At 34.0% G+C, this 12,581-nt stretch carries 12 protein-coding genes; 4 read left to right on the forward strand and 8 right to left on the reverse strand.

What is annotated here, in order from left to right:
* The first annotated feature begins 6 nt into the window (after positions 1-6).
* Positions 7-654 (forward strand): GntR family transcriptional regulator, encoded by a 648-nt coding sequence (locus tag FC72_RS08375; protein ID WP_235805168.1) that lies wholly within the window; start codon positions 7-9, stop codon positions 652-654.
* Positions 655-708: 54 nt separating this feature from the next.
* Here FC72_RS08375 and FC72_RS08380 read toward each other — a convergent pair whose 3' ends face one another.
* The 8 genes from FC72_RS08380 to hflX all read right to left on the reverse strand — a co-directional run bounded on the left by FC72_RS08380 (position 709) and on the right by hflX (position 10,507).
* Positions 709-2,034: an MFS transporter gene (locus FC72_RS08380; protein WP_057766712.1), complete on the reverse strand. Its 1,326-nt coding sequence runs from the start codon at positions 2,032-2,034 to the stop codon at positions 709-711.
* 9 nt (positions 2,035-2,043) lie between these two features.
* Positions 2,044-2,556, reverse strand: coding sequence for a DUF1440 domain-containing protein (locus tag FC72_RS08385; protein ID WP_057766713.1), 513 nt, complete (start codon positions 2,554-2,556; stop codon positions 2,044-2,046).
* A gap of 870 nt (positions 2,557-3,426) precedes the next feature.
* Positions 3,427-4,350 (reverse strand): ABC transporter ATP-binding protein, encoded by a 924-nt coding sequence (locus FC72_RS08390; RefSeq protein ID WP_057766715.1) that lies wholly within the window; start codon positions 4,348-4,350, stop codon positions 3,427-3,429.
* Complete coding sequence (locus FC72_RS08395) at positions 4,350-5,393, reverse strand: ABC transporter ATP-binding protein (protein ID WP_057766717.1); 1,044 nt, start codon at positions 5,391-5,393, stop codon at positions 4,350-4,352. Before FC72_RS08395 ends, FC72_RS08390 begins: the two co-directional genes overlap by 1 nt.
* Before the next feature lie 23 nt (positions 5,394-5,416).
* Complete coding sequence (locus FC72_RS08400) at positions 5,417-6,436, reverse strand: ABC transporter permease (protein ID WP_057766719.1); 1,020 nt, start codon at positions 6,434-6,436, stop codon at positions 5,417-5,419.
* A complete protein-coding gene (gene opp3b, locus FC72_RS08405; RefSeq protein WP_057766721.1) occupies positions 6,436-7,368 on the reverse strand; it encodes an oligopeptide ABC transporter permease in 933 nt (310 codons plus the stop codon). Before opp3b ends, FC72_RS08400 begins: the two co-directional genes overlap by 1 nt.
* A 21-nt stretch (positions 7,369-7,389) precedes the next feature.
* Positions 7,390-9,024: a peptide ABC transporter substrate-binding protein gene (locus tag FC72_RS08410; protein ID WP_057766723.1), complete on the reverse strand. Its 1,635-nt coding sequence runs from the start codon at positions 9,022-9,024 to the stop codon at positions 7,390-7,392.
* Between the two features lie 208 nt (positions 9,025-9,232).
* Positions 9,233-10,507: a GTPase HflX gene (hflX, locus tag FC72_RS08415; protein WP_057766725.1), complete on the reverse strand. Its 1,275-nt coding sequence runs from the start codon at positions 10,505-10,507 to the stop codon at positions 9,233-9,235.
* 237 nt (positions 10,508-10,744) lie between these two features.
* Here hflX and FC72_RS08420 point away from each other — a divergent pair, with 237 nt between their 5' ends.
* From FC72_RS08420 to FC72_RS08425, 3 genes are all read left to right on the forward strand, one after another.
* A complete protein-coding gene (locus tag FC72_RS08420) occupies positions 10,745-11,443 on the forward strand; it encodes a DUF975 family protein (protein WP_057766727.1) in 699 nt (232 codons plus the stop codon).
* Between the two features lie 47 nt (positions 11,444-11,490).
* Complete coding sequence (locus tag FC72_RS10825) at positions 11,491-11,667, forward strand: hypothetical protein (RefSeq protein ID WP_157051142.1); 177 nt, start codon at positions 11,491-11,493, stop codon at positions 11,665-11,667.
* A 152-nt stretch (positions 11,668-11,819) separates the two neighbouring features.
* Positions 11,820-12,572, forward strand: coding sequence for an ABC transporter ATP-binding protein (locus tag FC72_RS08425; RefSeq protein ID WP_057766729.1), 753 nt, complete (start codon positions 11,820-11,822; stop codon positions 12,570-12,572).
* Positions 12,573-12,581 lie beyond the last annotated feature (9 nt).

The raw sequence follows: 12,581 nt of genomic DNA on the forward strand, positions 1-12,581 counted from the left end.
AATAATATGCAAGATAAGGCATACAGAGAAATAAATCATCGTATATTACGCTCTACCTATGCTCCAGGTGATAAGATTTCTGAAAGTTTGCTTGAACAAGATTTAAATCTTGGACGAACACCAGTTAGAGAAGCGTTGATTCGATTGAGGAGGGACGGTTTGATCAATATTGTCCCTCAAAGTGGAACTTATGTTTCCAAGATTAATTTAAGTGAAGCCACAAATGCACGTTTTGTTAGAGAAAGTGTTGAAAGAAAAGTTATGGTCGAAGCTGCTGCAGTAGCTAGTGAATCTGATATTTCATATTTAAATGATATTTTGGATAAACAATTGGCGGCATCAAAGAATAGTGATCATGAGATGTTCTTTGAATTAGATGAAAAATTTCATCAATACTTTTATAAAATGACAAATAAAATGATTGTTTGGAACTGGCTACAAGTAACTAATGATCAATTACTGCGTTTTAGATGGCTAAGATTAAAAGTTGTTCAATTGAATTGGGATAATTTGATTAAGGAACATCAAAAAATTTGCCAAGCGGTTGGTAAGCATGATCCAGAAGAAGCGGAAAGATTGTCTATCAACCATCTTCACTTGATGATTGATGAAGAAAGTGATGTTTTGGAAATTTTCCCTAATTACTTTATTTAAATAAAAGCCTCTGTATTTTTTTAAAAAATACGGAGGCTTTTTTGTAATATAAACTTATCCAGTAATTTCCTTAATCTTAGATTGTATCTTACTTTCGTTATAAGCTAATAAAATCAAAAACATCACAACATACAATCCTAAAGGTATTAAAGCAAAGTTCAAATTAATTGCAGAAATAGTAGAAGCAGACTGTGTTTTATTTGAAACATAGCCGGTTAGTTGCAATGATTCAGCGGTAACTAGTCCACCTAATCCAAGTCCTAAATTAACTCCAAAATCGTCAGTAGATGCTAATACACCTTCTGCTTGAATTCCCATAGCTGTACCATAGCGAATTGTATCAGCAATCATAATTGAAACTAGTCCGATTATGAAACCATTACCAATAGAATTGACAAAAATTCCGAAGAATAAAACCGGCATATTCTCGCTATAAGCTGCGTAAGTAATAATTAGTTGTCCAATAAAAGCAGTACCAATACCTGTTAACATAGTATTCTTTTTACCTAAATGGGCTGAAACAAAGTAGATTGAAACAACTCCGATCAAGGCTGTTAACGTAAAACTGTTAGCGAGTGAAACTAAGCTTTCATTATGAATTACATATTTAAAATAGTAGATGATAGTTTGATTTTTAATTGCTGTTGTCATCCAATATAGGAAAATTACGATTGAAATAACCATCCAAGGTTTATTTTGTTTCAACATTTTCCAAACGGCACTTAGTGGCTGATGATTTATCTCTTCATTAGAAAAGCGTTCACGAACGTGGAAGAAGGTGTTCAAGATCAAAGCTAGAGAGATTGCTCCGAATAAAACAATCGTTAGCAAGAATCCCTTTTGTTGATCACCTTTACCAAATAAGGCTACTAAAGGAATGGTAAAAGTAGCGACAATAATTTGTACAGAACTACCAAAGAATTGTCTAATAACACCTAATAAAGTAGTCTCTTTTTCATTTTCGGTCATTGTTGGCAAAATTGATGTAATTGGCAAGTTAACGGCCGTATAGAAGAATCCTAATCCAAGATAGGTCACATATGCCCAAATCAATTTACCAGTATGAGGTAAGAAATTTGGGGTAACAAAGGTTAAAACTGCAAAGATAACATATGGGAATGAGAACCAAAGAAAGAATGGTCTACTTTTTCCCCACTTAGAATGCGTGTTATCAATCATGACACCGATAATTAAACTTTCAAATACGTCAGCTGCACGTGCTACGACGAATAATACTGCAGCTTCGTTAGGAGTGAGTCCAAAAACATCGGTATAAAAAAACAGCAGATACATGGTCATCATTTGAAATACTAAGTTATCTGCTGCATCACTCAACCCATAGCTGAGTCGTTCAGTAATAGACGTTTGCCATTTATTCATCGGTATCGCCTACTTCTTTGACGTTAGACGACGATATAATTCTTGTCCAACGACATCATTAGTCCACATCCAAGCGATATGTCCTAATGCCTCTGAAATATGTTCTTCTGTTGGCTGATCTTTAGCATCAGGAACAGTCTTCATCATAGGCATGATGCCAAGATGGAAGGCGGCCCAAATTGCCAATCCAAAGATACTACCAGAGCCTTTTCTGATGAAAGGTTTATATTCAGCTAAGACTTCATAAATAATAGCGAAAGAAGTTGAAAATCCGAAGTGAACTAAATAACTTACCCAAGGTAATTTGTGTCCAGAATATGTATAAGTAGCGTGAGTCCATTTGCTAGGAATGCCAAATTGTTGAAGTAGTGTTTGAGGTGGATTAGTTTCATCTCGTTCTTCTGTTCTAGGTGGCAAGACATTTTCCCAACCTAATTTGACGAAACCAGATATTACGCCAGCAAAAGTTCCCGCAATGATTGCTGACTTTAAATTACTCTTTTGTTCCTTTGATAGTTTCATGATTTTCCCCCTTTGAATGATGTTTTCCTTATTATTATAGAACAGACATAATAATATCGCTGTGATTTAGTATTGTATTGTTACAAGAACCTCACAATTTCTTCACAAATTATTATTTGTTTATTCGTAATTTGGAAATTAATTATTCATAATTGAAAGCTATTATTTAAGCATAGTCAAAAGCAAAGAAGAGGTGACCGGATGAAATATTAAACTCTATATCAAGTTTTAATCCCCCTTAAAACAAGATAATGTTTTCTTAAAAACTCACTTATATAAACACAACAAAAATGATTAATCCCCTATAAATTTAATCCCTAAAAAATCCTTATTTATTATTTAATCCCCCAATTAAATAATCCTAATAGGTTATATAAACGAAAATATATCCCCCCTGATATATATTTTCAAAAAAAGCAGGACCTACCCTCTACGGTAGATCCTGCTTTTACTTATAAATTTAATCCCTAATTAAATAATCCCCTGATATAAGAAGATTTACAATTTTAAAATATATCCTCCCTGATGTATAAAAAATTGATTACAAGAATAAAATATAGAAACTTGAGGTGAGTGATAGAGATATGAACAATCTCTAAATAAATTTCTTCATAAATTAAAAGATCCCTTATTTAATCCCCTAATTAAATAATCCCTTATATACAAATAAAATATATTTCCTCCCCAGATATATATTTAAAAAATGAGACTGTGGTGTATTCCACAGTCTCATTTTGCATTTATAGCCTAAACGTGTAACAAAGGGCTGCAACCTCCACATAGCTACGAACCACAAATGATTGATGGTGCCAATCATTCGTGGTCCTAGGCTATGTTCCGGTGGCAGATTGCCCTTTGTCACACTCTTGTCTATTTAAATGTAGCAGCTTTTTTGTCATCACAATACAAGAAATGACCTGGTAATACTTCTTGTAGCTTTTGTCCTTCATGGAAAGAGCTCTTATAATCAAAATCGATTCTTTGACGAGTTTTTTCAACTTCTGGATCAGGAACGGGAATAGCTGACAAGAGACTCTTTGTATATGGATGTAGCGGATGATCGTATATTTCATCGGCATCAGCCAATTCGACGATTTTACCATGGTACATAACGGCGATTCTATCACTGATATATTTAACCATTGAAAGGTCATGGGCAATAAACATATAAGTTAATCCTTGTTCTTTTTGAATATCTTGCATCAAGTTAACAACTTGAGCTTGGATAGATACATCAAGTGCTGAAATAGGTTCATCAGCAATGATAAATTGAGGATCAACGGCTAGAGCTCTAGCAATACCAATACGTTGTCTTTGACCACCAGAGAATTCATAAGGGTAACGTGTCATATGTTCGGGGTTCAAATGAACCATATCTAGCAATTCACGAACACGTTTGTCACGCTCTTCATTACTACTTGTTAATCCATGGACATCAAGTCCTTCAGCAATAATATCCTTAACTTTCATTCTAGGATTTAGTGAAGCATATGGGTCTTGAAAGATCATTTGCATTTCACGACGGAATTTTTTCATTTGTGGGCCATGACTTTTGATTTTACTAATATCTTGACCATTAAATAAAATTTGACCAGCTGTTGGATCATAAAGTCTGATGATACTACGACCAGTAGTACTCTTACCAGAACCAGATTCACCAACTAATCCAAATGTTTCTCCTTTATATATATCAAAGGAAACGTCATCGACAGCTTTTACTTCGTTAGGTTTACCAATATTAAAATATTGTTTTAAATGTTTGACTTGGACAATTGCTTGTTTATCTTCTGCCATTATATATTGTCTCCTAACTTTTTAAATTTGGTGAAACGTTTCTGAATTCCCTTAGGAGGAGTAACTTTTGGTGCATCTGGGTGCAATAGCCACGTTGCAGCATAATGAGTCTTGGAAACTTTAAAGAAAGGAGGTTGCTCTTCCAAATCTATTTGCATGGCGTATTCGTTACGTGGTGCAAAAGCGTCACCTTTAGGAGGATTTAACAAGTTAGGAGGTGTACCTGGGATTGAATTAAGGTGGTCCTCTTCACTTGTATCTAAAGTAGGCATGGAATCTAATAATCCCCAAGTATAGGGATGTTGAGGATCATAGAAGATTTCATCTACTGAACCGTATTCAACAAATTTACCGGCATACATAACGGCTACACGATCAGCAATACCAGCCACGACACCAAGATCATGGGTGATAAAGATGATAGAAGTACCGATTTTTTGTTGTAACTCTTTTAATAAATCGATAATTTGAGCTTGAACAGTAACGTCCAAAGCAGTTGTTGGTTCATCGGCAATAAGAATTTCAGGATAGTCTACGATAGCAATCGCGATAACGATACGTTGTCTTTGACCACCAGAGAATTGATGAGGATAGTCATTCATTCTCTCTTTAGGATTAGGTATACCGACTAAACGTAAAACTTCTTCGGCACGACCAAGTGCTTCTTTTTTGGAAACTTTATTGTGGATCAAAAGTGGTTCAGCAACTTGTTTTCCAATTGTCATTGTTGGATCAAGGGATGTCATAGGATCTTGGAAAATCATTGAAATTTTATTTCCACGGATAGCATCCATTTCTTTTTTGCTTTTTTTAAGTAGATCTTCTCCATGATAGAGGATAGTACCTTTATTTATATCAGCGTTTTTTGCAAGTAACTGCAAGATTGAACGAACAGTGATCGACTTACCAGAACCAGATTCCCCAACGATAGCTAAGGTTTCACCGGCGGAAAGATCGAAATTCACTCCTCGAATAGCTTGGACAGTACCATTGTAGGTAGCAAAGTTAACGTGTAGATCTTTTACTTCTAGAATTTTATCCATTGCTTATTCTTTCTCCTTAGTTATTAGTCTGATGATTGTGGGTCAAAGGCGTCACGTAGACCATCACCTAGTAAGTTAGTAGCAATCATAATAATACTTAAGATAATTGCAGGTGCCCACATTTGATATGGTAAGAATCTAAAGGCTTTTTGTCCATCAGATAATAGTGTACCTAATGATGCATTTGGTGCAGGGATACCAATACCAATGAAACTTAAGAAGGCTTCAAAGAAAATAGCATTTGGAATTGTAAACATTGTTTGAATGATAATTGTTGAAGATAGGTTAGGAATCAAGTGTTTTGTAGCAATTTTAGTTGAAGATTCTCCTAAAGTACGTGCTGCCAAAACATATTCTTGCTCTTTTAATTGGAAGGTTTGAGCACGAATCAGACGAGCCATTGTGACCCAATCAGTAATAGCGATGGCTAAAACAATTGAGATCAATCCTGGCTTTAAAATAATCATCATTAAGATAACAACGATTAGGTTAGGAACTGAAGAAACGATTTCAACGATACGTTGCATAACGTTATCTGTCATTCCGCCTTTCCAACCTGAGACGATACCGTAAGGGATACCGATCAATAAATCTACCAAAGTAGCCAAAACAGCAACTATTAGAGAAAGACGAGTACCATAGATAATTCTTGATAATAAATCACGTCCAAGATAATCAGTACCTAAGATGTAGTAAGTACCTTTTGGAGCATGAACTTGTTGATAAGCATCAACCATCTTGCCACCCATATTTTGGTAACCGTTGAATCCAGGGATATTTAGATTACCTAATTTTGGAGGAAGGTTAGATAGGGTAGCATGTTGAGCATTTGGATTATATGGTGCAATTATTGGGGCAAAGACAGAGATAAGAACAATTAGTGAAAGTAGTGTTAAACAAACAACAGCAACTTTATTTTGAAAAAGACGACGACGGACATCTTGCATGTAAGTTAAAGAAGGTGTGCCGATTTTTTCTTGTTCCTTATTACCCTCATTATTTAAAAATTTAAATTTATCCTTGGGTATTTGAGGAATTTCCATTATTCATTACCTCCGTTTCCTAATCTAATTCTTGGATCAATAAGTACGTATAAAATATCAACAACTAAGAAGACTAAAATCAATAAGAATGAATAGAAGATAGTTAGTCCCATGATAGTTGGGTAGTCATTAGTAGTAATTGATTTAACAAATTGTTCACCGATACCAGGAATCGAGAAAATGTTCTCAACAACCATTGAACCAGTCATAGTTGATACGGCCATAGGTCCAATAATAGTAACAATAGGAATCAATGAATTACGTAAAGCGTGTTTAACAACTACTTGCCATTCTGAATTACCTTTTGATTTAGCGAGTTCAATGTAGTCACTACTTAACACGTCGACCATTTCAGTTCTCATAAATCTGGCGACATTACCCAAAGGTAACGCAGCTAAAGCGATAGTAGGTAGGACGCTTGATTGGAAGTTGTCCCAAAGAGCAACTGGATAGATGTGCCATTTGTAGGCCAAGTAAAATTGTAATAAAACAGCCAAAACAAATGATGGGATTGAAATACCTAGAATTGATACGAATGTTGCCAAAGTATCGACCCAAGTATTTTTTCTAATGGCAGCGATGGCACCAAGTAAGATACCTAAAATAGTACCAAGTATCATTGCTTGAGCACCAATTTGCATTGATGGTGCTAAACGTTGGCCGATTAGTTGTGTAACAGGTTCATTGTTAAATTGGAATGAAGTTCCAAGATTTCCTTGGAAAAGTCCACCTATATAACGAATATATTGAATTAATATTGGTTGATCCAATCCATATTGTGCTTTAACGATTGCTAATTGTTCTGGTGATAGACGATTCTGATTAGAGAATGGAGTACCAGGAAGCATCTTCATTAGAAAGAAAGTGATCGTAGCAATTATGAAGAGGGTCAAAAATAGGTAAAGAATTCTTTTAAGAATATATTTTGCCATATTTAATCTCCCTAACTTTAATTATTTTTTATAAGCAGTAACGAGGTTATAACCGCCATTTGGTGAAATACGATAGTTTCTGACATTAGATTTAGTCAAGTTAGCTTGATTCAATTGATAAAGAACAACAGCACCTTGATCTTCAGTTAAGATCTTAGTTGCTTCAAGCATATCTTGCCATCTAGCATCTTCATCATTAGCATCAGTAGTCTTACTCTTTTTAACTAAAGCATCATAGGCTTTATTAGAGTACTTACCATCATTGATCGAACTGTCAGTTGTGAAGCAATCTAAGAAACTGATTGGATCTGGGAAGTCGGCTGTCCAAGCTGAAACAACCATATCGAAGTCACCGCTGATAGATTTATCCAAACGTGATTTAAATGGGACATTTTGTAAGGAAATCTTTAATCCAGGTAATGTCTTCATCATTTGACCTTGAATAAATTCATTTTGTTTCTTAGCGGCGTCAGTATCATCACCTAAAATAGTAAAGCTGAGATCTTTTTGACCAGTTTCTTTTAGTCCTTCTTTCCAAAGTTTCTTGGCAAGTTTAGGATTGTATTCTGAGTACTTGTTTACTGAATCTAAGGTCTTTTCTTTAGTAAAGTCTGTACCAGTCTTAGGATTATAAGACATCTTTGTAGGAACTAATGTATCTTCAATACCACCAGTTTTACCTAGGATATTGTCAGTTAGTTGTTCACGATCGATCGACATTGAAATTGCTTGTCTGATCTTTTTATTTCTAAAGAATTTATATTTCTTTTGATTTAGTTCCAAGTAGTAGTTACTTGCTGTTTCTGAGATACTGAATGATTTGTAACCTGAAACTTGGCGAGCAGTATCACCACTGATTTGTTGAAGACGGTTAATTCTGTTTGTATCGTAAAGATTCAATCCAGTATTAGCATCTTTAACAACGTAATATTCGACTTTGTTTAATCTAACTTTTTTAGCATTCCAGTATTTATTATTTTTAACTTCAGTCCAGTTATTATCAGAAACATTCCAATTAGTTAATTTAAATGGACCATTGAACACCATACCAGCACTCTTTAAACCATATTGTTTACCGGCTTTTTCTACAGCTGGTTTATATAATGGTAGAAATGGTGAATTTACAACTAAAGCGTTGAAGTATGGAATTGGTGTATCTAAGTCAATTTGAAGTTTGTATTTATTAAGAGCTTTGATCCCCAATGTATTAACTGGTTTTTTACCAGCGCTGATTTTATCAGCATTTTTTATTCCACTATAAATGTAGGCATATTCAGAAGCTGTCTTTGGATCGACAGTTCTACGCCATGCGTAAACGAAATCCTGAGCCGTTACGGGTTTACCGTTGGACCATTTAGTATGTCGTAGTTCAATCGTATAGGTTTTACCGTTATTTGTAGGTTTGACGATTTTTTTAGCAACAGCTGGTTGCAATTTTTTACCATCAAATCGGTATAAACCTTCCATTGTATTGGAAAGATTTTGCGAACCGATAACATCGGTATTCATTGATGAGTCCATAGTTGCGATTACATCACTAGAACTGATAGAAAGAGTTTTTTTATCATCTTTTTCAGTATTAGAACCGCAGCCAGACAAAATCAGCGCTATCGCAAAAATCGGAAATAGTGCTAACAAATACTTTTTAAATTTCATTACTTAACCTCCCTAAAAGCATCACAATAATTAGAGTACACCATAAAACATTAAATACAAGAACTTTTTATTAAAAAACCTCTAATATTTTGTTAAAGGGTAATAAAATATTGCATAAAATGCCTAAAACGTATATTTCTTAGATTTCTAGGTGTTTTACTTCCATAAAAAAGACATGATCCGATTAGATTCGGAATCATGTCTTTTCTTATTCTTTAATGAACTCACTGTATTCGTTGAGTTCATCTGGACTTAGATTTGCTGTAATAGATGATCCTTCATTGAGAAATTCTTTTTTGATGATTTGAGAATTTCTGAGGACTTTTTCAGCAACTTTTTGTTTATCATATGGAATCAGAAGATTTGTCATTTTGAAGTTAGCGTAGAGTTTCTTTTTAATTAAATCTACTAAAGTATCAATTGACTTTTTATCCAAAGCTGAATAGTAGATATTGTCTCCTTCAATTGAAGGGAAGACTTGATCAGGTTTTAAGTCAGCTTTGTTAAATGCATAAATCATAGGCTTATCTTTAACGCCGACTTCTTTGAGAGTTTTCTCAGTTACTTCAAGCATATTTCTCCAATGTTCATCACTAACATCGATAACTTGAACTAATAAGTCAGCATCTTTAGCTTCTTTTAAAGTAGTTTTGAAAGACTCAATCAAATTGTGAGGGAGCTTGCTGACAAAACCAACGGTATCAGATAGTAGGAAACTAGTATTATCCTCTAAATCAATTTTTCTAACGCTAGTATCAAGTGTTGCAAAGAGCATATCTTTTTCAAAAACTTTACGATCATCCGAATCTTCTTTATTAAAGTTTAAAAGACCATTCATAGTTGTAGATTTTCCAGCGTTTGTATAACCAACTAATGAAACTAGTGGCATAGTTGTGTTGGTACGCTTTCTGCTTTGAACATTGATTGTTTTATCAACTGTTTTTAATTGGTCCTTTAAATAGGTAATTCTTTTACGAATTACACGACGATCTAATTCTAGTTTTGTTTCACCAGCACCACGGTTAGCAAGTCCACCAGAAGCTGATTGTTGGTCCAGTGGATTACCTGATGGATGGATTCGTGGTAATTGATATTGTAACTTTGCGATTTCTACTTGTAGTTTAGCTTGTTTGGTATGAGCACGATTAGAGAAGACTTGTAAAATCAACTCTGTTCTATCCATAAAGCTTAATTTTGTTTCTTTTTCTAGATTACGTATTTGAGATGGTGTTAGTTCATCATTTAGAACGATTGTTTTAACATCATCGGCATTGGCTATTTCTTTGATCTCGGTAACTTTACCAGAACCAAAGTAAGTTTTGGCACTGACACTATCAGCTTTTTGTTTGATAGTATCAGCGACTTCCATATTATTAGCTTCGACTAATGAAGCTAATTCTTCCATTGTATATTCAAAGTCAGGCTGTAGATGGCTGACTCCGGCAACAATAACGCGTTCTTTTGTATTATTTAATTCTTTCATAGATCCTCCTGGTGGCACCAAAACCCCAGGGTATTAATGCCGTTTAATTATTTGTTTGAAATATGGGCGTCTCTTAATCTTATTTCTAACCACATGTGCAGTGTCCATCCTTTCGATAGTCTGCTTAAATAATAACATGGATTGATAAAACTCACCATAATAGGAAGAAAGACGACCAGTCTTTTGTTTACAGTCACTTTTCTGTATGATTTTAGACACGGGAAGGGAGAGTTAAATTTGAAAAATTATCGTACTAGAAGAGAATTAAAAAGGGAAGTGAAAGCATTATTGAAAAAGGATTTAGGAAAAGCAATAATGCTGTATTTGATATTGATTTTATCGAGTATAATAAATATTTTTTACTCAAGAACTGAGACTGTACGTACGGCAACCTATGATCCGTCCACTTTATATATGCATTCATTTAAATTGATATCTACCGGTGGAATTATATATTTAATTGTTTTAGTGTTGGTATTATCAGTGTTTTTTAGAAGTTTAGATTGGTTAAGAAATCCAGATTTAGATTTTTCACCATTAAAGAGTAATTTTATGTATTACCGTAATCCTGATTGGTGGCAATTGATAGTTATCTATTTGATCAAAGGATTTTTCACGATTTTATGGCTATTATTGTTAGTTATTCCTGGCTATATTAAGATTTGTTCTTATTCCCAAACATATTTTATTTATAAAGACGTTCAAGCACGAGGTGACGGCGATAAATATACTTTCACCGATTATATTACTAAGAGTCGTCAGTTGATGGATGGCAATAAATGGCGTTATTTTGTTCTACAACTTAGTTATATTGGTTGGTACTTCTTAGGATACATTACCTTTGGAATAGCCTTGATTTGGGTTATACCTTATGTATGTATGACTAATGCTAATTTTTATAAGGATTTAGTTGAGCAAAATCCTGATGTTATTTAGTTGGCCATTTGCCAAATAAAGTTTTAATGTTTTTAGAGGAAACGTGTATGTTAAATAAAGGTAAAGAAGCAATGCACAGTTTATACAATAGTCTGTCTAAATCAAATGATCCTAAGTTGGATAATATTAAAGAAGTACTTCTAAGATCGTATAGTAAATCTAATGATGATAAAGAAGATCCAGCTTTAATGCGAAGAGTTGCACGTTTAGTCTATAAAAATTAAAAAACGGAAAAGAGAGTTGTGACTTATGTCACGGCCCTCTTTTTTTTCGCTAAATTGTCTTCTTACAAATTTGTAAGGAATTGTAAGAAGAATCAAACGACTTTAAACGTCAATTTTCTTAAGATAGATATATCAAATGGAGGAGAGATCAAATGCAAAAAATCGTAGAAGTAAAAAATATCGAAAAAATATATGGTAAAGCTGGAGAAAAACAATATAAAGCTTTATCAGATGTTAATTTTGAAGTTGAACCTGGTGAGTTCGTCGGTATTATGGGGGCATCTGGTTCAGGTAAAACGACTTTATTAAACATTTTATCTACTTTAGATACTCCAACAAGTGGTCAAGTTCATATTGGTGGACAAGACATAACAAAATTAAATACTAATGAAATGGCTGATTTTCGTGCCAATAAAATTGGATTCATTTTCCAAGATTTTAACTTATTAGAGAATTTAACAGCTTATGAAAATATTGCTTTACCTTTAGCTTTACAAAATACTAACGCTAAAAAAATCGATCCAGCAGTTAATAGCATTGCTGAAAAGTTAGGATTAACAGATATCTTAAACCACTATCCAACTGAATTATCAGGTGGTCAAAAACAAAGAGTAGCAGCGGCTCGTGCCTTAGTTCATGATCCTTCAATTATTTTTGGTGATGAACCTACTGGAGCGCTTGACTCTAAGAGTGCTCGTGCTTTGTTAGATACAATGAGCAAAATTAATCATGAAGATAATGTTTCAATTCTTTTAGTTACACATGATCCATTTTCAGCAAGTTACTGTGACCGTATTATCTTTATTAAAGATGGTGAGATCGGACAAGAATTAAAGAAAGCCGATCATTCTCGTGGTGAATTTTATCAAGAAATCTTGGATTCATTAGGAACATTTGCGGAATAAGAAGAAAGG

This window comes from Companilactobacillus tucceti DSM 20183, from assembly GCF_001434665.1.
In the GTDB taxonomy this organism is placed as follows: domain Bacteria; phylum Bacillota; class Bacilli; order Lactobacillales; family Lactobacillaceae; genus Companilactobacillus; species Companilactobacillus tucceti.

Bases quoted from the DNA above. Each gene is read 5' to 3' on its own strand.
- FC72_RS08375 (WP_235805168.1), top strand. From the start codon at position 7: ATGCAAGATAAGGCATACAGAGAAATAAATCATCGTATATTACGCTCT.
- opp3b (WP_057766721.1), bottom strand. From the start codon at position 7,368: ATGGCAAAATATATTCTTAAAAGAATTCTTTACCTATTTTTGACCCTC.
- FC72_RS08410 (WP_057766723.1), bottom strand. From the start codon at position 9,024: ATGAAATTTAAAAAGTATTTGTTAGCACTATTTCCGATTTTTGCGATA.
- FC72_RS08385 (WP_057766713.1), bottom strand. From the start codon at position 2,556: ATGAAACTATCAAAGGAACAAAAGAGTAATTTAAAGTCAGCAATCATT.
- hflX (WP_057766725.1), bottom strand. From the start codon at position 10,507: ATGAAAGAATTAAATAATACAAAAGAACGCGTTATTGTTGCCGGAGTC.
- FC72_RS08400 (WP_057766719.1), bottom strand. From the start codon at position 6,436: ATGGAAATTCCTCAAATACCCAAGGATAAATTTAAATTTTTAAATAAT.
- FC72_RS08380 (WP_057766712.1), bottom strand. From the start codon at position 2,034: ATGAATAAATGGCAAACGTCTATTACTGAACGACTCAGCTATGGGTTG.
- FC72_RS08395 (WP_057766717.1), bottom strand. From the start codon at position 5,393: ATGGATAAAATTCTAGAAGTAAAAGATCTACACGTTAACTTTGCTACC.
- FC72_RS08390 (WP_057766715.1), bottom strand. From the start codon at position 4,350: ATGGCAGAAGATAAACAAGCAATTGTCCAAGTCAAACATTTAAAACAA.
- FC72_RS10825 (WP_157051142.1), top strand. From the start codon at position 11,491: ATGTTAAATAAAGGTAAAGAAGCAATGCACAGTTTATACAATAGTCTG.
- FC72_RS08425 (WP_057766729.1), top strand. From the start codon at position 11,820: ATGCAAAAAATCGTAGAAGTAAAAAATATCGAAAAAATATATGGTAAA.